Annotated in this window: 17 protein-coding genes; 15 read left to right on the top strand and 2 right to left on the bottom strand. The window is 65.8% G+C overall.

The genetic code is table 11. From position 1 onward, the window contains the following. Window positions 1-24: 24 nt before the first annotated feature. Window positions 25-1,056 (top strand): RNA polymerase sigma factor RpoS, encoded by a 1,032-nt coding sequence (gene rpoS / locus TVNIR_RS13940; protein WP_015259700.1) that lies wholly within the window; start codon window positions 25-27, stop codon window positions 1,054-1,056. On the opposite strand, the gene TVNIR_RS13935 is transcribed toward rpoS, so the two are convergent. Next, window positions 1,027-1,425, bottom strand: a complete 399-nt coding sequence (locus tag TVNIR_RS13935) for an Mth938-like domain-containing protein (RefSeq protein WP_015259699.1) — start codon at window positions 1,423-1,425, stop codon at window positions 1,027-1,029. The genes rpoS and TVNIR_RS13935 overlap by 30 nt on opposite strands. Window positions 1,426-1,608: 183 nt before the next feature. On the opposite strand from TVNIR_RS13935, the gene alaC reads away from it, so the two are divergent. Genes alaC through thrC form a run of 3 tightly spaced genes read left to right on the top strand, consistent with a single transcriptional unit; the run spans window position 1,609 to window position 5,379 of the window. Beyond that, complete coding sequence (gene alaC, locus TVNIR_RS13930; protein ID WP_015259698.1) at window positions 1,609-2,841, top strand: alanine transaminase; 1,233 nt, start codon at window positions 1,609-1,611, stop codon at window positions 2,839-2,841. Window positions 2,842-2,891: 50 nt separating this feature from the next. Next, the gene (locus TVNIR_RS13925; protein ID WP_015259697.1) at window positions 2,892-4,205 is read left to right on the top strand and encodes a homoserine dehydrogenase; all 1,314 of its coding nucleotides are present in this window, start codon (window positions 2,892-2,894) and stop codon (window positions 4,203-4,205) included. A gap of 31 nt (window positions 4,206-4,236) precedes the next feature. Then, window positions 4,237-5,379, top strand: coding sequence for a threonine synthase (gene thrC / locus TVNIR_RS13920; protein WP_015259696.1), 1,143 nt, complete (start codon window positions 4,237-4,239; stop codon window positions 5,377-5,379). A 113-nt stretch (window positions 5,380-5,492) separates the two neighbouring features. Here thrC and TVNIR_RS13915 read toward each other — a convergent pair whose 3' ends face one another. Next, window positions 5,493-6,983 (bottom strand): sigma-54-dependent Fis family transcriptional regulator, encoded by a 1,491-nt coding sequence (locus TVNIR_RS13915; protein ID WP_237251645.1) that lies wholly within the window; start codon window positions 6,981-6,983, stop codon window positions 5,493-5,495. Window positions 6,984-7,283: 300 nt separating this feature from the next. On the opposite strand from TVNIR_RS13915, the gene TVNIR_RS13910 reads away from it, so the two are divergent. The 11 genes from TVNIR_RS13910 to dsrE2 all read left to right on the top strand — a co-directional run bounded on the left by TVNIR_RS13910 (window position 7,284) and on the right by dsrE2 (window position 20,106). Further along, complete coding sequence (locus TVNIR_RS13910) at window positions 7,284-8,453, top strand: efflux RND transporter periplasmic adaptor subunit (RefSeq protein ID WP_043739776.1); 1,170 nt, start codon at window positions 7,284-7,286, stop codon at window positions 8,451-8,453. 93 nt (window positions 8,454-8,546) lie between these two features. Further along, complete coding sequence (locus tag TVNIR_RS13905; RefSeq protein ID WP_015259692.1) at window positions 8,547-12,572, top strand: efflux RND transporter permease subunit; 4,026 nt, start codon at window positions 8,547-8,549, stop codon at window positions 12,570-12,572. Between the two features lie 36 nt (window positions 12,573-12,608). Next, window positions 12,609-13,220, top strand: a complete 612-nt coding sequence (locus TVNIR_RS21100) for a V-type ATP synthase subunit E family protein (RefSeq protein ID WP_015259691.1) — start codon at window positions 12,609-12,611, stop codon at window positions 13,218-13,220. A gap of 690 nt (window positions 13,221-13,910) precedes the next feature. Then, window positions 13,911-14,270 carry a sulfur globule family protein gene (locus tag TVNIR_RS13895; RefSeq protein ID WP_043739775.1) on the top strand — a complete coding sequence of 120 codons (360 nt, stop codon included), beginning with the start codon at window positions 13,911-13,913 and terminating at the stop codon, window positions 14,268-14,270. 72 nt (window positions 14,271-14,342) lie between these two features. Further along, complete coding sequence (locus TVNIR_RS13890; RefSeq protein WP_006749000.1) at window positions 14,343-14,978, top strand: AAA family ATPase; 636 nt, start codon at window positions 14,343-14,345, stop codon at window positions 14,976-14,978. A gap of 39 nt (window positions 14,979-15,017) precedes the next feature. Continuing rightward, window positions 15,018-16,289 carry a hypothetical protein gene (locus tag TVNIR_RS13885; RefSeq protein ID WP_015259689.1) on the top strand — a complete coding sequence of 424 codons (1,272 nt, stop codon included), beginning with the start codon at window positions 15,018-15,020 and terminating at the stop codon, window positions 16,287-16,289. Window positions 16,290-16,392: 103 nt separating this feature from the next. Further along, window positions 16,393-16,980 (top strand): DUF302 domain-containing protein, encoded by a 588-nt coding sequence (locus TVNIR_RS13880; protein ID WP_015259688.1) that lies wholly within the window; start codon window positions 16,393-16,395, stop codon window positions 16,978-16,980. 54 nt (window positions 16,981-17,034) lie between these two features. Continuing rightward, window positions 17,035-17,577: a hypothetical protein gene (locus TVNIR_RS13875; RefSeq protein WP_015259687.1), complete on the top strand. Its 543-nt coding sequence runs from the start codon at window positions 17,035-17,037 to the stop codon at window positions 17,575-17,577. A gap of 44 nt (window positions 17,578-17,621) precedes the next feature. Next, a complete protein-coding gene (locus TVNIR_RS13870; protein ID WP_015259686.1) occupies window positions 17,622-19,157 on the top strand; it encodes a dynamin family protein in 1,536 nt (511 codons plus the stop codon). Window positions 19,158-19,255: 98 nt separating this feature from the next. Then, window positions 19,256-19,417, top strand: coding sequence for a hypothetical protein (locus TVNIR_RS20045; RefSeq protein WP_015259685.1), 162 nt, complete (start codon window positions 19,256-19,258; stop codon window positions 19,415-19,417). 218 nt (window positions 19,418-19,635) lie between these two features. Further along, window positions 19,636-20,106, top strand: a complete 471-nt coding sequence (dsrE2, locus tag TVNIR_RS13865) for a sulfur carrier protein DsrE2 (RefSeq protein WP_015259684.1) — start codon at window positions 19,636-19,638, stop codon at window positions 20,104-20,106. Window positions 20,107-20,212 lie beyond the last annotated feature (106 nt).

Raw genomic sequence — 20,212 nt, 5'->3', positions numbered from 1 at the left:
ATCCAGCTGGAGAAAGTCTGAACCATGCCCCCACAGAACCGCTTCCTGAAGCAAGCCTCCATCGATCTGACAGACCCGGAACTGGACGCCTTGCAGGAGGCGGAAGAGGCCGACCCCGTCGACCCCGAGGTTGAAAGCATCGAGGAAGCCGAGGGGATCGAGCTGGATCCGGTCGTCGTGGAAACAGGAGTTCGGCGGCAGCACGATGCGGGCCCCGCCGAGCTGGACGCGATCCAGCTCTACCTGCGCGATATCGAGTTCCGCCCGTTGCTTACGCCCGAGGAAGAGGTGTACTACGCGCGCCTCGCGCGCGCCGGGGATCCGACCGGCCGCCAGCGGATGATCGAATGCAATCTGCGCCTGGTGGTCAAGATCGCACGCCGCTATATGAATCGCGGCCTCGCGCTGCTCGACCTGATCGAGGAGGGGAATCTCGGTCTGATGCACGCGGTGGAGAAGTTCGACCCCGAGCGCGGTTTCCGCTTCTCGACCTATGCGACCTGGTGGATTCGTCAGACCATCGAACGAGCGCTGATGAACCAGGGGCGCACCATCCGGATCCCGGTCCATGTGAGCAAGGAACTCCGGGCGCAGAACAAGGTGGCCAGAGGGTTGATGCAGGAGCTGGGGCGCGAGCCCACCGAGGATGAACTGGCGACACGGCTCGGCAAGCCGGTAGCCGAGATTCAGCGCCTGAGGGCCATGTCCGAACCGTCCACATCGATCGACATCGCGGTCGGCCCCGACGGCGACCGTTCGCTGACCGAGATTCTTCCCGACGAGAATTCCGCAGGCCCGTCGGCACTGCTCGAGGACGAGGACATCCGCAACCTGGTTGCGGCGTGGCTGGAAGAGCTCGACCAGAAGCAGCGCGAGGTGCTGGTACGGCGCTTCGGGTTGCACGGCTTCGAACGCTGCACGCTGGAACAGGTCGGGGCCGAGATCGGCGTCACCCGCGAGCGCGTGCGCCAGATCCAGATGGAGGCGCTCAAGCGCCTGCGGCGCCTGTTGAAGACGCGGGGCCTGTCAGAGGACGTGCTGCTCCCGCGCCCCTGATTCGACGATCAGGGCGGCTGCAACCGTCCGGCCCTCGGCCATGATCAGGTTATAGGTGCGGCAGGCGGCGGCCGTGTCCATGAACTCCAGCCCCCATCCCGGCTCACGGAGCAGGGTCCAGAGCGCGGGCTCCGGAAACGCCTGGCAGGTTCCGGTGCCGATCAGCAGGATTTCGGGTGGATCCGGGTGTAGCCATTCGAGTGACGCCGGTGTCAGGGCCTCGAGTCCGGTAACCGGCCATTCGGTCAGTAGGCGGTTCGGACGCAGGATCAGGCTAGCGGTGTGGCGTACCCCGTTGACCGCCACGTGATCGGGCGCATAGCCGGTGATCAGGTTGCGATCGTCTGCGGTGATCTGGGTGAACTGCATGGCGCGAAGGTAAAGGCATTGCCCGCGGGCGGCAAGGTCCTACCACTGGCGCGACGGTTTTCTGCGACGCAGGTTCACAGGTGTTTGACAGGGGCAGGGGCGGGTTATACTTTGTCCCGTTTCGGTTGGTGCCGGGGTCGCCCGTGCCCGACCTGCCGCAACTACCGAACCAGGAACCCTTCCGTGACCGACGTGTTTCCCCGCATCGAGCGCCTTCCACCCTATGTCTTCAACATCGTGAACCAGTTGAAGGCCGAGGCACGAGCCCGGGGCGAGGACATCATCGATTTCGGCATGGGCAACCCCGATCAGCCGACGCCGCAACACATCGTCGACAAACTCGTCGAGGTCGCGCAGCGGGGTGATACCCACCGGTATTCGGTGTCGAAGGGCATTCCGCGCCTACGCCGTGCGATCACGCGCTGGTACAAGTCGCGCTACGACGTCGATCTGGATCCCGAGACCGAGGCGATCGTGACCATCGGATCCAAGGAGGGTCTCGCGCACCTGGCGCTGGCGACGCTGGGCCCTGGCGATGCCGTGCTGGTGCCGAATCCCGCCTATCCGATCCACCCCTACGGCTGCGTGATCGCCGGGGCCGACGTCCGTCATGTGCCCCTGACGCCGGACGTGGATTTCTTCGCCGAATTGCACCGCGCGATCCAGGACTCGTGGCCGCGCCCGAAGATGCTGATCCTGAACTTTCCGGCTAATCCGAGCACCCAGTGCGTCGATCTTGATTTCTTCGAGCGCGTGGTCAGGATCTGCCGGGAACAGCACATCTGGCTGGTGCACGACCTCGCCTATGCCGAGATCGTGTTCGACGGCTACAAGGCGCCGTCGGTACTCCAGGTTCCGGGGGCCAAGGAGATCGCGGTCGAGTTCTACACGCTGTCGAAGACCTACAACATGCCGGGCTGGCGCATCGGATTCATGTGCGGCAACCCGATGCTGGTCGCGGCATTGGCACGGATGAAGTCCTATCTCGACTACGGCACGTTCACGCCGATCCAGGTCGCGGCCATCGCGGCGCTGGAAGGCCCGCAGGAGTGCGTGCAGGAGATCTGCGAGACCTATCGTGTCCGCCGCGATGTCCTCTGCGACGGGCTGAACGCGCTCGGCTGGCGGGTCGAGAAGCCGAAGGCGACGATGTTCGTCTGGGCACCGATTCCTTCCGCCTACCGCGAGCTGGGGTCGCTCGAGTTTTCCAAGAAGCTGCTGCGCGACGCCAAGGTCGCGGTCTCCCCGGGGGTCGGGTTCGGTAACTACGGCGACTCACACGTGCGTTTCAGCCTGATCGAGAACGAGCAGCGCACGCGCCAGGCGCTGCGCGGGATCAAGGCGATGTTCCGGGCCGACTCGATTCTGGCCAGTGCGCGCGCGGACGAGCCGGAACCCGGCCGCGCGGCCACCTGATTCCCCTGCTCCGGCCCGTACCGGGCGAATCAAGATAAGGAATGCAAGCTATGAAGCCCGTGAAGATCGGATTGCTCGGCCTGGGTACGGTCGGCTGCGGCACGGTTGAAGTGCTCGACCGCAACGCCGGCGAGATCGCCCGCCGGGCGGGTCGCGGGATCACCGTGGTGGCGGCCGCGGTGCGCGACCTCGCGCGGCCGCGCGGCTGCACGCTCGAGGGGGTCCGCCTGACCGGCGACCCGATGGTCGTGGTCGACGATCCCGAGGTCGAGGTGGTGGTCGAACTGATGGGCGGCACTGAGCCGGCCCGAGAGCTGGTGCTGCGTGCGATCGCCGCGGGCAAGCACGTCGTCACCGCGAACAAGGCGCTGATTGCGCTGCACGGCAACGAGATCTTCGCCCGCGCCCACGAGCGGGGCGTGATGGTGGCCTTCGAGGCTGCGGTGGCCGGTGGTATCCCGATCATCAAGGCGCTGCGCGAAGGTCTGGCGGGGAACCGCATCGAGTGGGTCGCCGGCATCATCAACGGCACCGGCAACTTTATCCTCACCGAGATGCGCGACCACGGGCGCGACTTCGCCGACGTGCTGGCGGAGGCGCAGCGTCTGGGCTACGCGGAGGCCGATCCGACTTTCGATGTCGAGGGGATCGACGCGGCCCACAAGCTTTGCATCCTGGCGGCGATCGCGTTTGGCATCCCGCTGCAGTTCGACCGCGTCCATGTCGAGGGCATCAGCCGGATCACCCGGGAAGACGTGACCTATGCCGGCGAGTTGGGCTACCGGATCAAGCATCTCGGGATCGCCCGGCGCGCGGAAGGCGGGTTCGAACTGCGCGTGCACCCGACCCTGATCCCGGAGCGGCGCCTGATCGCGAACGTCGATGGCGTGATGAATGCGGTGCTGGTGAAGGGCGACGCGGTGGGTCCGACGCTGTACTACGGCGCTGGCGCGGGTGCCGAGGCCACCGCTTCCGCGGTGGTGGCCGACCTGGTCGACGTGGTGCGCGCGCTGACCGCCGACCCGGAGAACCGGGTGCCGCACCTGGCGTTCCAGCCCGACGCGCTGTCCGATCAGCCGGTCCTGCCGATGTCCGAGGTGCGGACATCGTTCTACCTGCGCCTGCGTGCCTGCGACCGGCCGGGGGTGCTCGCCGACATCGCGCGCGTGCTGGGGCGGCACTCGATCAGCATCGAGGCGCTTTTGCAGCGCGAACCCGATCCCGACCGGGGCGAGGCCACGATCATCATCTTGACCCACCGGGTCCGCGAGGGCGACATGCATGCTGCAATCGCCGAACTCGAGGCGCTGGAGCACCTGACCTCGCCGGTTACCCGCATCCGCATGGAGCCTCTCGGCCGCTGATCCCGCCCACCATCTGAGGACTTGTTTCGCCATGGCTTTCGGACACCGCTATACCGGCCTGATCGAGCGTTACCGCGACCGCCTGCCGGTGCACGACGACACCCGGATCATCTCGCTGGGCGAGGGCAATACACCGCTGATCCGGTTGAACAATGTCCCGCGTCACATCGGCCGGGATGTGGAACTCTACGTGAAGTTCGAGGGCCTGAACCCGACCGGCTCGTTCAAGGACCGCGGCATGACCATGGCGGTGACCAAGGCGGTGGAGGAGGGCTCGAAAGCGATCATTTGCGCGTCGACCGGCAACACCTCGGCGTCCGCGGCGGCCTACGCGGCGCGAGCGGGGATCACCGCGTTCGTGGTGATCCCCGACGGCAAGATCGCGATGGGCAAGCTGGCGCAGGCGATGATGCACGGATCGGTGGTGATCCAGATCGAGGGCAACTTCGACGACGGCATGCGCCTGGTGAAGCAGGTCGCCGAGTCCGCCCCGGCCACGCTGGTGAACTCGGTGAATCCGTTCCGGCTCCAGGGGCAGAAGACCGCGGCCTTCGAGATCGTGGAGGAACTGGGCCGCGCCCCGGATTACCACTGTCTGCCGGTCGGCAATGCAGGCAATATCACCGCGCACTGGATCGGCTATTGCGAGCTGTCGGCCAGTTCGGGCGAGCACGTGACCGAGGCCTGTACCTTCTGCAAGGGGCACTGCCGTTTCGCCGGCGGTGGCGTCGCCGGGCAGCGTCCGACGATGGTTGGCTACCAGGCGAGCGGCAGCGCACCCTTCCTGCGCGGGGCGATGGTCGATAATCCCGAGACGGTCGCGACCGCGATCCGGATCGGGCACCCGCAGTCCTGGAACGTCGCCTGGAAGGTGCAACAGGAATCGGGCGGGTGGTTCGACGAATGCACCGACCAAGAGATCCTGGCGGCGCAGAAGTTGCTGACGGAGAAGGAGGGCGTGTTCTGCGAGCCCGCGTCTGCAGCCTCGGTTGCCGGTGCGTTGCGCGACATCCGGACGGGCCGCATTCCCGAGGGATCCAGTGTCGTCTGCACGCTGACCGGACACGGCCTGAAGGATCCCGATACCGCGATCTCCCAGGCCGGTTCCGCGCCGCTGAAGGTTGCGGCGGAACTGGATGCGGTGACCCGGACGATTCTGGACAACATGGGCTGACCTGCAGCCCGGGATTCCTGCGCGAGTCGTCGTGCTCCGGCGCCTATCCCGTGCCTTTTGAGAAACGGAACTGCGGCGCGGTACGTTGGCGCTCTGGTAGATCGCCGATTTCACTATAGCGTGGTAGTTTGTTTCTCAAGAGGTTTGCGGGTTGCCTCCGGGATCAGCCTCAGCCGGTGCAACTTGCGCCAGAGCGTGGTGCGGTCGATTCCCAGGCTGCGCGCGGCCAGCGTCCGGTTGCCGTTGTGCGCGGTCAGCGCCGCCTCCAGCATCTCGCGCTCTTTCCGCTCCTTTGCCGAGAACGACAGACCCTCCGTTGCCTCACCTGCGTCGGGGGTTGCGGCCGGAGCGTCGATCGATGGCAGCACCCCTGCCAGGGCGTGGCTGGCGATATGTCCGCTGGAATCCGCCTGCAGGCGCAGCCATTCCAGCACGTGTCCGAGTTCCCGGAAATTGCCGGGCCAGTGATGCTGCGCGAGGCGTTCGCGAAGGGCCGGGTCTGGTTTGAGCCCGTGATGGGATGACCAGCGGTCCAGACAACTGGCGAGGTCGGCCAGGCGTTCGCGTAGCGGCGGCAGGCGGATGGTGATGCCGGCCAGACGGTGGTAGAGGTCGGTACGAAATGCAGGGCCGGACCGGGATCCTGCGGACAGGTCGGCGCTGGAGGTCGCAATCAGGTGGAATTCAGCCCGCCGGATCCGGTTCTCGCCGGCGCGTTCGAACCGGCCGGTATCCAATACCCGCAACAGCGCCGCCTGCAGGCGCGGCGACATGGCGGCCACTTCGTCCAGCAGCAAGGTGCCGCCGTGCGCGTATTCCAGGCGGCCGATGCGCTCCGCGTCGGCACCCGGATACGCGCCCTGAACGTGGCCGAACAATTCGGACACGAGGCCCGCGTCGGCAATCGTCGCGCCATGAAGCTCTTCCAGTCGGGCATGGCGGCGTGGACCGATCCGGTGCAGTTCGCGCGCCAGCGCAGTCTTGCCGGTGCCGCTTTCACCAAGGATCAGCAGCGGTCTGCCGGCGCCTGCTGCACGACGGGCGAGGTCCAAGGCAGCGCGGGTATCCGGGTCGCTCGATTCGAGCACTGAATCGGGCGCGTAGCCCCCTGGAGGGGCCTCTGGGTCGCCCGCGGAGACGACCTGCAGCCGGACCAGCCTTAGCTGGCGTTGCCGCTGGGGATCCGCGAGGTTCGCGGTGACGATGCGCGCGCGCACCGGCCGTTCGCGGACCACGAGGTCAGCGTGAAAATCGAGCGCGCGCGAGGAGGGTCTGCCAGCGGCGTCATGCTCGCCGGCGTCGATTGCCGCACGGATCAGCAGTTGCTGAAGGTTGACCGGTCCCAGGCGCAGGGTCGAGTCGAACTTGCTGTCCGCCGGCTGTCCAAGGAGTTCGGCCAGCGCCCGGTTATGCGTGACAATGCGGCCGAGTTCGTCTATGACCAGCGAGGCGTCGCGGAACTGCTCGACGAAACCCTGGATCAGTGCGAGGTATGGATCGGTGGACACGGCGCTTGGCTCGTTGCAGGCTGTTGCCAGTTTGCCAGTGCGGCTGCAACATCTGCAATCCGATTCACGGGGCTGAACGCCTTGCGGGAGGGGCAAGACAGGAGCTCGTCATCGGTGGTGCAGCCGCTGTTGCAACAGTGGGTTGCAGCCTTGAAAGTGTAGACCATCAATTACGCACAAATTTATATATTAGGGTATACTTATTCAGATGGCCCTGCGGAAGCTCCGAGCGATCCGGGCGGCGTGTTCTAGCCGAGGCACCGATCCGGCACACGGGCGCGGTGGGTTATGGTAAAAAGGACTTTCCTTCAGGCCGGATGTCTCGACCCGGCCGCAATTCAGCCTGCGGACCGATTTGCCAGCGCCTACACTCAAGATTTCGACATGAAGACGAATATGACTCCAAGCAGAGTACTCCTCGCTGCCCTGGCTGCAGCCGCGTTTGCGCTCGCGGGCGTCGTCCAGGCGCAGTACGGGCGGGTAATCACGGCAGAGGCCGCGGCCGCGGGAGAGCAAACGATCAGTGGGACGGTGGTGCCGTTCCGGGAAGTCACCCTGACGGCACAGATTGGCGGGCGGGTTACGCTCGTTGCCGGTGCCGAGGGCGATTTCTTCGACCGCGACGAAGTGCTGGTCGCGATTAGCGACGAGCGCCTGATTGCACAGCGCCAGCAGGCGTTGGCCGAACTGCGCTCGGCCGAGGCTGCGATGCGCGAGGCGCAGATGCAGTACGGTCGGGAGGTTGCGTCGCCGAGGGCCCGCGACATCGGCCAGATGCCGGGTATGGGCATCCCGTCGATGTTCGACCAGTTGGTCACGCGACCGATGGGGGCCATGGCGGGCATGGGCGACCCGACGGTGGAGCGGCAGGCGGACCTCTATTCCCGCTATATCGGCATCGACCAGGCCGCTTCGCGCTGGCAGCAGGCACGCTCGCGCCTCGAGGAGGTCGACTCCGCGATTCGCGATACTCGGTCCGTCACCCCGTTCTCCGGGCTGATCATGCACAAGCACGTTGAGGAGGGAGACACGGTCCAGCCCGGGCACCCGCTCGTGACCTTCGGTCATGTCGAGTTCCTGCGCGTGGAAGCCGATATTCCGGCCCGGCTGGTCGGGCGTCTGCGCGTGGGCGACATGGTGCGTGTGACCCTCGACGTGGGCAAGACCGAAGTGGATGCGCGGGTGGCGCAGATCTTCCCGATCGCCGATCCGCAGCGGCACACCGTTACCGTGAAATTCGACCTGCCCCGCGGCGTTCCGGGCGGTCCGGGAATGTATGCGGACGTGCACATCCCGGGGACCGAGGCCACGCCTGGCGTCGTCCGGATTCCGCTGTCGGCGATCGTCCCGGGGGGAGCCCTTCCCAGAGTGGCCGTGGTCGAACCCGACGGCACGACGCGAGTGCGGATGGTGCGACTGGGCTCGGTGCAGGGGGACATGGTCACCGTGCTTTCCGGTCTGGAAGCAGGCGAGCGCCTGCTGGACTCGCCCGACGCCAACATCCGTTCCGGTGAACGTATCGAACCCGGCGCCAGTCCGCGGTCGACAGGCCCCCGCTTCCGGTAAGCCCCGGCAGCGGGGCTCCAATCCGACCCTCCAGGAGGACCTGCGGCCCTTCCGGGCCGCACAGGGACACGAAAAAAGAGACCGATAACGACCATGTCCGAGCACAACACTCAGCAGGCAGGCGAAGGCCAGGAGCCCGAAAAGGATCTCGGCCTTGCCGGCCGGATGGCCCAGAGCTTCATTCACTCTCCGCTGTCTCCGCTACTCCTGCTGGCCACGCTGGCCATCGGTGTCCTGGGCCTGATTATCACCCCGCGCCAGGAGGATCCCCAGATCTCGGTGCCGATGGTGGACATCTTCGTGTCCTACCCGGGGGTTCCGTCGGAGCAGGTCGCCAGCCTGGTCGCGCGCCCGTTGGAACGCCTGATGAGCGAGATCTCGGGTGTCGACAACGTGTACTCGGTCTCGCACCGCGGTCAGTCGATGGTCACGGTGCAGTTCGATGTCGGCGAGGAGATGGAATCCTCGATCGTGAAGGTGCACGACAAGCTGATGTCGAACCGGGATCTGATGCCGCCCGGGGTGTCGGAGCCGATGGTCAAGCCGAAGGGTGTCGATGACGTCCCGACGGTCACCCTGACCCTCTGGTCGCATGACCTCGACGATGCGCTGCTCCGGCAGATTGCGCTGGATACCCTGCAGTACCTCAACGAGGTGCCGAACACGTCCCAGAGCTTTGTCGTCAGCGGACGCGAGGAAAAGGTGCGGGTGGAGGTCCAGCCCGAACGTCTTGCCGGCCATAACGTGACGATGGACCAGATCGCCCAGGCGCTGCAGGCCGCAAACTCCGAACGCACGGCCGGCAGCGTAGAGATCGGTGCGACCAGCACCCCGATTTATACCGGTGCGTTCCTTCGGGACGCCGAGGACATCGGCCGCATTCTGGTCACCGTCGAGGAGGGGCGCCCCGTCTACGTCCGCGACGTGGCCGAGGTGATCTATGGTCCCGGCGAGGTCGATCGCTTCGTGCGCTACTACACCGGCGTTGCGGGCCACCATGCCGACGAGGCGCCCGAAGGTGCCGCCGCGGTCACGATCGCGATCGCGAAGAAGGAAGGCAGCAACGGCGTGGCCGTGGCCAACGGAATCCTCGAGCGGCTGGAGATGCTCAAGGGCCAGGTGATTCCCGACAACGTCGAGGTTTCCGTTACCCGCAACTATGGTGAAACCGCGAACGCGAAGGTGAACGAACTGATGTTCAAGCTGTTCATCGCGACCGCGGCGGTGACGGTGCTGGTGTTCATCTTCCTCGGTCTGCGAGCGGCATTGGTGGTGCTGATCGTGATCCCGGTCGTACTGCTGTTCACTGTCTTCAGCGCCTGGTTGATGGGGTACACCATAGACCGGGTCAGTCTGTTCGCGCTGATCTTCGCGATCGGCATTCTGGTCGACGACGCCATCGTGGTGGTGGAGAACATCTACCGCCGCTGGTTGATGAAACGCGGGGTCGACACCGAAACCACGGTCGACGCAGTGGCTGAGGTCGGCAACCCGACCATTCTCGCAACCTTCACCGTCATCGCGGCGCTGCTGCCGATGGGCTTCGTGACCGGCATGATGGGCCCGTACATGCAGCCAATCCCCGCACTGGGTTCGGTCGCGATGCTGTTCTCGCTGGTGGCCGCGTTCCTGTTCACGCCCTGGCTCGCCTGGCGTCTGCGCCCGACCATGGACTATCTGCAGCGTGCTGAGGAGAAGGAACACAAGCAGAACGAGATGATGGGGCAGTTCTTCTCCAAGGCTATCCCGGGGCTTGTGCATAACCGTGTCTACGGCTGGGGTTTCCTGATCGGGATCGTCGTGGTGTTTTTCCTCACCGTGATGCTGTTCTTCACCAAGGATGTGTCGGTGAAGATGCTGCCGCTGGACAACAAGCCCGAGTTCAACGTGGTGATCAACTTCCCCGAAGGCACTGCGCTTCCGCAAACGGCGACACTCACCCATGAACTCGCGATGGTGCTCCGCGATTTGCCCGAGGTGACCGCCGTACAGGCGTATGTCGGCACCGCGTCGCCGTTCAACTTCAACGGCCTGGTGCGACATTACTACCTGCGTCAGGAGCCCTGGCAGGCCGATGTCCAGGTCCAGCTCGTCGACAAGGGCGACCGCAAGCGGACCAGCCACCAGATCGCGGTCGAGGCGCGTGAGCTCCTCGCCCCGATGGCCGACGCTGCCGGCGCGCGGATCCAGGTCGTCGAGATGCCGCCTGGCCCGCCGGTGCTGCAGTCGGTAGTGGCGGAGGTCTATGGGCCGGAGCCCGAGATTCGCCGAAGGGTTGCGCGCGACCTCGAACGCATGTTCGACAACGCACCGCACCTCGACGACGTCGACAGCTTCCTGCAGGCGCAGTACGACGTCTGGCACTTTATCGTCGAACGTGACAAGGCGCTGCGCCGGGGCGTGACGGTCGACGCGGTCAACCGCACGTTGGAGAGCGCGATCGGTGGCCAGATCGTCGGGGACGTGAAGGCGCGGTCGCTGGTCGAGCCGCATCTGATCCAGATTCGCCTGCCGATGGCCGTGCGCTCGGATCTGCAGCGGCTGCTGTTGCTCCCGGTGCCGACCATGGCCGGTGGCTCGGTGCCTCTGTCGGAGCTGGGGGAGTTTGTACGCCAGCCGCAGGATGAACCGATCTTCCACAAGAACCTTCGTCCGGTCGAATACGTGACCGCCGAGACGGTGGGCCGTCTGGCGGCACCGATCTACGGCATGCTCGAGGTCCAGGAGCAGTTGAAGGAATACCGGCTGCCACGGGGGGGTGAGCTCGATCCTCACTGGGTCGGGCCGCCTCCGAACGACGGCACCGTCGGCTTCGAATGGGCGGGCGAGTGGACGGTCACCTACGAGACCTTCCGCGACATGGGCATCGCGTTCGCGATCGCGCTGGTGCTGATCTACATGCTGGTCGTCTGGGAGTTCGGAAACTTCCTGCTGCCGGCGATCGTGATGGCGCCGATCCCGCTGACGCTGATCGGCATCATTCCCGGACACTGGTTGCTCGGGGCGGAGTTCACCGCGACGTCGATGATCGGCTTCATCGCACTTGCGGGTATCATCGTCCGCAACTCGATCCTGCTGGTGGACTTCGCGCGCCATGCGGTGGCGGAGGGGCAGTCGGTGATGGACGCGATGATCCACGCCTGCCAGGCGCGCACCCGCCCGATTCTGATCACCGCGTTCGCGCTGCTCGCGGGCTCGAGCGTGATCCTGTTCGACCCGATCTTCCAGGGTATGGCGATTTCGCTGATGTTCGGCACGATCGTCGCCACGCTGCTGACACTGCTGGTCATCCCCCTGGGCTGCATCAGTGCCAGCCGAACCCTCGAGGAGAATGCGACCGGCGGGGGCTCCGGCGGCGGTGCCGCATGTGCCGTGCAACCAGAGCCAGGCGGTGATCCGGGTCACGAAGGCCCGCGGTTCCCGTCCAGTACGAAGATGACCGATCCGTCAGGCGGACCCGTGATGAAGTTCATCGGGCTGGCCGGTCTCTACCTGCGCTCGCTCGCGGCCAGTTTTGTCGAAGGCGTGGTGCAGTTGATGCGCGCTCTCGCGCGCTGGATCCTGCGCCTGGTGGGCGGCGATGACCGTCCGCCTTCGGGCGGCGGCGGTCCCACCGGCCCCGCGGCCCCGCCGGATGGCAGTGGCGGCCCTGCGGGGGGCGCCCCATCGGGTGTGGAGACGGGTCAGGCTGAAAGTGGCGAGCGCGACGGATCCGGTGATCGTGCCGAAGCGGCGGACGATCGCTCCCGCACGCAGCCGGGGTCCGACCGGGTGCGCAGTGCCAGCGGGGGGCGTGCCGGGGGCGAGAGCGCCGCCGAGAAGACTCCGTCGGGCACCGCCGCACCGGGCGCGGGCGAGAAGCAGCAGAGGGGTAGTGCCTCCGCCGAACCGAAGCCGGCGTCCGCGCGCACTTCTAAACCGGCTTCGGCAGCAGCCAAGACCAAGGCGGACCCGGGCGAGGCATCGGCGCCGGCCGATCGCGGGGCCCCGCCCCGCAAGGCTGGCAGTGCTACCGGAGCCCCCGAGGCAGAGTCCGACGATGATGAAGGCGCCAAGGCAGCGTCGTCGGGTTCCGCAGCAAGCAGTGCCCGGCGCCGCCGCGGCATTCGCTTGAAATGATTTACCCATGACTCTCAACTCAAGGAGATCGACCTTATGAAGCATGATGTGAGCAAGCGTTTTGGCAAGTTTTCTCTGACCGCGCTGGCCGTGGCCACGGCATTCGCACTGGCGGGTGGCGCTCAGGCCGAGGAAGGGCAGGAAAGGACCGCTGCCGGCTACGGTTACGGCGTTCCGGCCTATGGCCAGGCTCCGATGGGCTACGGCCCGCGTCACAGCTATGGCCCGCGTCAGGGCTTTGGTCCCCGGCATGGCTATGGAATGCCGCCGCGCCCGGACTTCATGGATCGTGAAAGGCCGGCGTTCGAACCGCCGCCCTGGGTCCGCGAGGGCTACCCCGCCGAGATGCCGGAGATGTCCGAGGAGATGAAGGCGCTGATGGCCGAGCGCGAAGAGCGCATGAAGGAAATCGAAGCCGAGCGCAAGGCGCACATGGAGAAAATGGAAGCCGAGCGCAAGGAGTACATGGAGAAAATGGAAGCCATGCATGAGGCCCGCATGAAGGCGATGGAAGCCGGGCGCGCGGCCTATATGGAAGAGATGGAGAAGCAGCGCGAAGAGATCATGAAGATGATGGAAGAGCGTCGCAAGGAAATGGAAGAGCGCCGGGCGGACCGCGGTGGGTACGAAGCCCCGGCCGCCGAGTAAACGGAGCGCTTCCTGCTGCGGGTGACCGGAACCACGCGGTTGCCCGCAGCGAAACAGGAGATCGTGCGCGATGAACGATAGGGCAGGGGATCGCACGGCGCGCCTGGCGCCACGCTGGGCTTTCGGGCCCTGCATTGCGCTCTGCCTGTTGCTGGGTGGGGACGTCCCGGCCCGCGATCGGAATCCCTGGGCTGTCCCGGAAGACCGGCCGCCGGCACCGGCGTACCAGCCTTATAACGACGGGCGGTTTGCCCCGCGGGATTATGACCCGACCCATGATCGTCGCCGGCCCCGGGATGATCCACGTGCGCTGATCCAGCCCGGTACGCGGTATGAGGAAGGGTTGCGGCACGCTCCCGGGATTTCCTATGGGCTCCAGGCGCCCGGTGTTGCGGGTACGCTCTACCCCGGGCCTGCGGATAGCTACGGGCTGCTGTCGCCCTGGTCGCTGGGGTATCCGAGCCTGTTTCCGTATGGAAGCTATCCGGGAAGTAGTATGCTTTATCCTGGAACCGGGCTGGGAACACCCGGCCTGTTGTCGCCGCTCTACGGGTCTCCGCTTGGAACCGTTCCGTTATTCGGGCTCCATTACTGAGTGCGGCGGTTCAAGGACAATAATGCGTGCTGGTTGATGGCCCTCTTGGCCGGCATGCAGTTCAAACGAGGGCCGAACTCCCATTGGAGGTTTTCATGAGTAAGCTCGTTAAGGCAGTCGTTCTGGCTGCGTCCCTTGGTGCCCTTTCCGCCGCCCCGATGATGGCTTCGGCGCAGTGGGGTGGTCCCGGTGGCTGGGGTGGTCCTGGCGGCTGGGGCGGACCGGGGTACGGATACGGCGGCCCCGGTTACGGTTATGGGCCGGGGTATGGTCGCGGTCTGGGCGACATGTTTGGTTTGGGCGACATGTTCAGCGACTTCGACTTCTCGGCTCGCGGTACCGGCCGCGGTCACGGTTACGGCCGCGGCTACGGTGATGCCTACGGCTATGGCCATCCCTACGGGTACGGGCCGGGTCACGGCTACGGCCCCGGATACGGTGGCCCGCGCTGGTAAGTTCGCCGTAAGTGCAGCCTGCCCGGTTTCCACCGGGCAGGCTCTTTTTCCTTTGTCGCATCGAGGCCGTGCATGCTGACAGTGATTGGCAACCTCAAGGGTGGAACCGGCAAGAGTACGGTCGCGTTCAACCTGGCACTGTGGGTGCTGAGCAACAAGCGTACGGTCTTGGCTGTCGACCTCGATCCGCAGGCGACGCTGACCGATGTGATTCGTGTGCGTGAAGAAGAAGGTTATTCGCCGTCGCTGGAGCTGTCGCAGAGCCTTGAAGAAGCCCTGCACGCGAGCGACAAGTATCAAGAGATCATCGTCGATGTCGGCCCCTCCGACCTCGGCACCATGTATGCGGCGATCCTCGCGGCCGACCAGGTCGTGATTCCGGTGCCGCCGAGCCAGGCGGATGTCTGGTCCACGCAGCGTTTTGTGCGCAAGATCCTGGAACTGCGCGGCGACCGGGAGAAGCCCGAGATCGTCGGGTTCATCAACCGTGCCGATACCCACCAGGCCGTGCGCGAGTCGGACGAGGCCTTTGGTGCTCTGGGTATGATCGACGGCCTGAGGGCGGTACGTCCGCGTCTGCGCCAGCGTATGGCCTTTCGCCGCTCGTTCAGCGAGGGGCTGTCGGTGCACGAGCTGGAGCGCCGGGGCAAGGCGGCGCACGAGCTGGATGAGTTGGCCAGGGCGCTCTTCCGAAAGTCCCGCCGGTGATACCGGGGGTTTCCCATGCACAACCGATGTAGGTGACTCATGTCTGCGGTACGCACTTTCTTGCGGAAGTACTGGATCCTGCTCGTCATTCTGCTCTGGGTGATTGCCTGGGCCAACCGTGACTGGCTGGCCGGTGGCACCGCGTCGGATCCAGACCCGGCAGAGGTGACTCCAGGCATGGCCGAGGCGGCGGCGCCGGCGGTGCGGGACGAGGCCACGGCGCCGAGGGCGACAGTGCCGGATGAGCTCGACGCCGTTGCCGAGGCGGCGGAGCCGGAGGCGCGCGACGAGCCCAAGACCGTCGCCGAGGCTGTGGATCCGGCGGTGCCGGAAGCGCCCGAGAGCGTCGCCGAGGCTGTGGACCCGGCGTTGCCGGAAGCGTCCGAGACCGCCGCCGACGCTGTGGATCCGGCGTTGCCGGAAGCGCCCGAGAGCGTCGCCGAGGCTGTGGACCCGGCGTTGCCGGAAGCGCCCGAAACCGTCGCCGAGGCTGTGGATCCGGCGGTGCCGGAAGCGCCCGAGAGCGTCGCCGAGGCTGTGGACCCGGCGTTGCCGGAAGCGTCCGAGACCGCCGCCGACGCTGTGGATCCGGCGTTGCCGGAAGCGCCCGAGAGCGTCGCCGAGGCTGTGGACCCGGCGTTGCCGGAAGCGCCCGAAACCGTCGCCGAGGCTGTGGATCCGGCGGTGCCGGAAGCGCCCGAGAGCGTCGCCGAGGCTGTGGACCCGGCGTTGCCGGAAGCGTCCGAGACCGCCGCCGACGCTGTGGATCCGGCGGTGCCGGAAGCGCCCGAGAGCGTCGCCGAGGCTGTGGACCCGGCGTTGCCGGAAGCGTCCGAGACCGCCGCCGAGGCTGTGGATCCGGCGGTGCCGGAAGCGCCCGAGATCGTCTCCGAGGCTGTGGATCCGGCGGTACCGGAAGAACCCACGGCCGTCGCCGAGGCGCCGGAGCCGGAAGTGCGGGCAGAACCCGAGGCGGTCGTCGACACGGATGCTGCCGCAGTGGCGCCGCCTGCGGAACTGCTGGCGGAGGCGCGGTCGGCCTATCGCAGTCGCGGCCCGCGCGCCGCAGCGCAGGTTCTGGCGGCGGGGATCGATGACATCGCGCGCGATGCCCCCGAGCGTGCCGACCTCTACGGCGAGTTGGGTAATTTCCATTTTGCGTCGGGAGACACCCGCCGTGCACTCGCCGCCTACGACGACGCGCTGCGCGCGCTTCCTGACGACGCGCGGGTTCCGATGCTGCGCCGCCTCGCTCCGATCTATGACCGTTACCATCCGTCCGGGCGCGCGCACCTGGAACAATTCAGGTAGAATATTAGAATATGCTTACTTAGATGCCGCCAAGCGGGGCAGGTCTGTCCGGGGCCGGAACCCGGCACTAGGCGGTCGCCGCCGACGATGACGAGGATCCTGGATGCGGTTGTTGCGGAATCTCCTGGCCCTGGTGGGGCTGCTGGCGTTGCTGGCGATCGGGGGGCTGATCCTGGTCCTCGAACCCTACGTGTACAAGGCGCACAGCCTCGATGAGGCTGCGCTCGCCGTTTATTCCGGGGCTGCACGAACGATTCTGGCCACGGGTGATCCCACGGCTGCGCTCGTTTACCAGCGTCGGGTCGCCGACGGACTCGCCGTGGCGGACGTCGAGATCGCGCTTGGGCGGGTCGCAGAGGCGGCGGACCTCCATACGCTGGGGGCGCTGTCGGTCGATCGGCAGGTGCGAAACCAGGCCGGCGTGGAGTTTCCGTTTCTGAAGATTTACCTGTTCTGCGACCCCCAGCTGGCTGCGGACCTGATCCGCCATACCACGGCGATGGCGGCGTTTCTTCCCTGCAGAATCATCTTGCACGAGGATGAACGCGGGGGCCTCTGGCTGATGACGCCGAATCTGGATCTGGTGATTCATGGTGGCAGACCCTTGCCGATCGCGCTGCAGGAGCGCGCGCTGGGTTTGCAGTCGACGCTGCGGGAGATCGTGGACCGCGCTGCGGCTGGTCAGGCTTGAACCCGGCCGGCGGCATGGCTGAGCCCCCATTCCATTTTGGCTGGAACTGACGTAATGAGTGAATTCGACTATCGTAACGACGCCCGGCACGTGGATCCGGACGAGTACGACGTACGCTCCCGACGACTGCAGTTGATCGTCTATTCTTCGCTGGTCGCGTTCGTGGTGCTCGCGGTGTACGGGTTCTGGCTGATCACAAGCCTGACCCGGGACGTCAGCCGTCTCGCGATCGAGATGTCGGCGATGACCCGGACCATTGAGCGGGAAATGACCGTGATGGCGGCGAAGATGGGCGACATCGACGAACGCATGGTGTACATCAACGAGAACATGGTCTCCATGAACGAAAACATGCTCGCGATGAACCGCAACATCGCCTCGATGACCCGGGACATCGGCACGATGAACGTCAATATCCGTTCGATGTCTTCGGACACGAAGACCATGGCGGGGTCGACCCTGAACATGCAGCGCGACATGTGGAGTCTGAACCGCAACGTGTCGGGCCCGCTCGGCATGATGAATTCGTTCAACCCGTTCAGTGGCAATCCCGGCCCGTTCCCGGGCTCGCCGGCCCCGTTCTTTCCCCAACACTGAGGCTGCCGCCAGGGCGGTTCTCCAACCAACGACACGGAGTTTGCATGTTCAACCGTCCCGGCAACCGAGTGAGCCAGCAACTGAGTCGTCTCAGCAAGCGCCTGTCGGAGGAGAACCCGGCTCTGGAAGGCGTTGTGACCCCGTTTCAGGCGCTGGACAGGGTCGGATACGCTGCGGGCCTACTTGACCCGGAGGAAGAGTCTTACGCCTTCACCATTTCCTGGTGGCCGATGATCGCGGTGCTTGGCACCTTCTCGGCCGGCAAGTCGACGTTCGTCAACGAGTATATCGGAACCACGGTGCAGCGCAGCGGGAGCCAGGCGGTCGACGACCGTTTCACCGTGATCAGCTACGGCACCAGCGACAAGGTCCAGGAGCTTCCCGGGCTGGCGCTGGATGGCGATCCGCGCTTTCCGTTCTACCGGGTCAGCGACGAGATCGAACGGCTCAGTGACGGCGGCGGTCGCACCGTCGACCATTTCCTGGCGATGAAAACGGTCCGATCCGAGCGCCTGCGGGGGCGCATTCTGATCGACTCGCCGGGATTCGATGCCGACGAACAGCGTGCGACGATCCTGCAGCTGACCGACCACATCATCGATCTGTCGGATCTGGTGCTGGTGTTCTTCGACGCCCGGCATCCGGAACCCGGTGCGATGCGCGACACGCTCGAACACCTCGTCAATCGTGTCGCGGCACGCAATGACTTCACCAAGCTGGTGTTCATCCTGAACCAGATCGACACGACCTGGCGCGAGGACAACCTCGAGGAAGTCGTGTCGGCCTGGCAGCGGGCCGTGGTGCGCCAGGGAACCGCCACCGGTCGCTTCTACTGCCTGTACAACCCGAGCGCGGCGGTCGAGATCGGCGACGAGAAAGTGCGTGCGCGTTACGAGTACAAGTCTGCCCGCGACCGGGAGGAGATTCACCACAAGATCGCGGAGATCAGTTCCTCGCGTTCCTACCGCATCGTCGGGGCCATGCAGGCCATCGCCGAGTCGATCGAGATGGACGCCCTGCCGGCGCTGACACGGGCACTGGGGCGCTGGCGCCGGCGCGTCGTGCAGGCGAATGCGCTGATGATGGGTGTGGTGCTGGTGGCGGGTGTTTGGGTCGGCCAGTCGCTGACCGGTGGTTTCGCCCCGTGGTTCGATGGCACGCTGACCCAGGGGATGCGGGAACACCCGGTGATTTCGTCCTTGGTGGTGGTGCTGCTCGCAGGCCTGCTCCTCGGCATCCATTTCTTCAATCGTGGCTGGGTCGCCCGGCGCGTCGCGCGGACCCTGCCCAACGAAACGGCGTCTGGGAACTGGCGCGCGGCCTTTTTCCGCAATACTGCCTTCTGGCGCTCGATCTTCCTCAGGGCGCCTGCAGGACTGGGGCGGGGTGCGATCCGGCAGCTGCACGCGCTGCGCGAACAGGCCGAGACCTACGTGCAGCGCCTCAACGACCAGTTCATGGATGAAGGGCATCCGGCGTCCACGGCAGAGTCGGCAGATGCGTCAGCACCATCCGGGCAGCGCAGGAACACGGAATCGAGCGTCGGTGGCCATGCGGCGCGCACGGACGCGGCGGGATAATGGCGTCGTTCGCCCTTGCGGCTATTGACTGCGGGCATGAAAAGCGATCAGAATGTAGGGTTATAGAATGCCCGCGCAATGGGGACAGGAGCGATACGATGACAATTCTGGCATGGATCATGTTTGTTCTGGCGATGGTTCTGGTTCCCGTTTCAGTATGGGCCAGCCTCGCGGCCCTTGGAGTTTGTGCAGGTTGTGCGATGGTCCGCGACTGGCGGCGCGATCGTGAACTGGAGACGCCGTACGGCAAGGGCGTCTGAGCAGGGAATGCCCCCGTTGTCGCAGATGCCGGGCCCGCGTTTGAGCACGTCAGGTAGGCGGCCCGCCTCGGCTTTGCCGGTGGCGCGACGAGAGCAGGGCCGGGCGGGTCCGGTCCAGCCCGGGGCCGTGGCGGGCCGGCTGGTTTCTTCGGGAGTTCCGTGGCGGTTCTCGTTCCGGGCGCCACGCCGTACATCGACCAAGTTTGGGGATATTCGACATGAGTGACAGCAAGAAACTGGCCATTATCGCGACCAAGGGCAGCCTGGACTGGGGGTATCCCCCGTTCATCCTGGCGTCCACCGCGGCAGCGCTCGGGTACGAGGTTGAAGTGTTCTTCACGTTCTACGGGCTGCAGCTCCTGAAGAAGAAGATGGACCTGCAGGTCAGCTCGCTCGGTAATCCCGGCATGCCGATGCCGATGCCCGTGCCGGTTCTGCTGCAGACACTTCCGGGCATGCAGCGCATGATGACCGTGATGATGAAGCAGAAGATGAAGGCCAAGGGTGTTGCAAGCCTGGAGGATCTGCGTGAGCTGTGCATGGAGGCGGAAGTCCGCATGATCGCCTGCCAGATGACCGTGGATCTGTTCGAGATGGACACCGGCGAGTTCATCGACGGCGTCGAGTATGCCGGGGCCGCCGCGTTCTTCGAGTTCGCTGGCGAAGCCGATATCTGCCTGTTCATCTGAGTATGGCTTGAACGCGAGCGCCCCGCGCGGCCATTACCGCGCGGGGCGCTCGCGTTTCGGGTCCGGGCATTCGTCCGGGTTGTCCGGGCCAGGACCCGGTCGCGTG

Origin of the sequence: Thioalkalivibrio nitratireducens DSM 14787 (assembly GCF_000321415.2) — a bacterium.
GTDB lineage: Bacteria > Pseudomonadota > Gammaproteobacteria > Ectothiorhodospirales > Ectothiorhodospiraceae > Thioalkalivibrio > Thioalkalivibrio nitratireducens.
The sequence above is the reverse complement of the archived record's forward strand: the minus strand, read 5'-3'. Positions and strand labels throughout refer to the sequence as shown.

What these genes read in the sequence shown, in the direction of transcription:
- dsrE2 (WP_015259684.1), top strand. Translation starts at nt 19,636, where the DNA reads ATGAGTGACAGCAAGAAACTGGCCATTATCGCGACCAAGGGCAGCCTG.
- TVNIR_RS13870 (WP_015259686.1), top strand. Translation starts at nt 17,622, where the DNA reads ATGTTCAACCGTCCCGGCAACCGAGTGAGCCAGCAACTGAGTCGTCTC.
- TVNIR_RS13910 (WP_043739776.1), top strand. Translation starts at nt 7,284, where the DNA reads ATGACTCCAAGCAGAGTACTCCTCGCTGCCCTGGCTGCAGCCGCGTTT.
- TVNIR_RS13935 (WP_015259699.1), bottom strand. Translation starts at nt 1,425, where the DNA reads ATGCAGTTCACCCAGATCACCGCAGACGATCGCAACCTGATCACCGGC.
- TVNIR_RS20045 (WP_015259685.1), top strand. Translation starts at nt 19,256, where the DNA reads ATGACAATTCTGGCATGGATCATGTTTGTTCTGGCGATGGTTCTGGTT.
- TVNIR_RS13905 (WP_015259692.1), top strand. Translation starts at nt 8,547, where the DNA reads ATGTCCGAGCACAACACTCAGCAGGCAGGCGAAGGCCAGGAGCCCGAA.
- TVNIR_RS13895 (WP_043739775.1), top strand. Translation starts at nt 13,911, where the DNA reads ATGAGTAAGCTCGTTAAGGCAGTCGTTCTGGCTGCGTCCCTTGGTGCC.
- TVNIR_RS13890 (WP_006749000.1), top strand. Translation starts at nt 14,343, where the DNA reads ATGCTGACAGTGATTGGCAACCTCAAGGGTGGAACCGGCAAGAGTACG.
- TVNIR_RS21100 (WP_015259691.1), top strand. Translation starts at nt 12,609, where the DNA reads ATGAAGCATGATGTGAGCAAGCGTTTTGGCAAGTTTTCTCTGACCGCG.
- rpoS (WP_015259700.1), top strand. Translation starts at nt 25, where the DNA reads ATGCCCCCACAGAACCGCTTCCTGAAGCAAGCCTCCATCGATCTGACA.
- TVNIR_RS13880 (WP_015259688.1), top strand. Translation starts at nt 16,393, where the DNA reads ATGCGGTTGTTGCGGAATCTCCTGGCCCTGGTGGGGCTGCTGGCGTTG.
- TVNIR_RS13885 (WP_015259689.1), top strand. Translation starts at nt 15,018, where the DNA reads ATGTCTGCGGTACGCACTTTCTTGCGGAAGTACTGGATCCTGCTCGTC.
- thrC (WP_015259696.1), top strand. Translation starts at nt 4,237, where the DNA reads ATGGCTTTCGGACACCGCTATACCGGCCTGATCGAGCGTTACCGCGAC.
- TVNIR_RS13925 (WP_015259697.1), top strand. Translation starts at nt 2,892, where the DNA reads ATGAAGCCCGTGAAGATCGGATTGCTCGGCCTGGGTACGGTCGGCTGC.
- TVNIR_RS13875 (WP_015259687.1), top strand. Translation starts at nt 17,035, where the DNA reads ATGAGTGAATTCGACTATCGTAACGACGCCCGGCACGTGGATCCGGAC.